Origin of the sequence: Carboxylicivirga sp. M1479 (assembly GCF_007097485.1) — a bacterium.
Classification (GTDB): domain Bacteria; phylum Bacteroidota; class Bacteroidia; order Bacteroidales; family Marinilabiliaceae; genus Carboxylicivirga.
The window spans coordinates 1-281 of record NZ_VKDE01000130.1 but is presented as its reverse complement, the minus strand read 5'-3'; the positions used below and the strand labels follow the sequence as shown (position 1 = coordinate 281).

General features: G+C 33.8%; 1 pseudogene. It reads right to left on the bottom strand.

Annotated features, from left to right (window positions below):
- Positions 1–18: 18 nt before the first annotated feature.
- Positions 19–281 (bottom strand): annotated as a pseudogene (locus FNN09_RS21305) (arylsulfatase); the annotation flags it as partial.

The window sequence follows — 281 nt, the reverse complement described above, 5'->3', positions numbered from 1 at the left end:
TTCATATCTGAGCTTTTATTAATTTTTGAATTTGAAAATATCAGAATCTGTACGTGTAACTTTTGCTAATTCCTCAAGTTCACTTACAATTTGCGGGTATTCATTGGAAAGATCAGTTGTTTCTTCAGGGTCTTTTTCTAAATCAAACAACTCAGTGACTGTTTGACTAGGTTTAAACACTTTTGTTCGAACTAATTTCCAGTTACCCTTACGTATAGCCTGACTTCCTCCCCGTTCATAAAACTCCCAATATAAATACTCATGTTCTTGTTGAGGTTTAC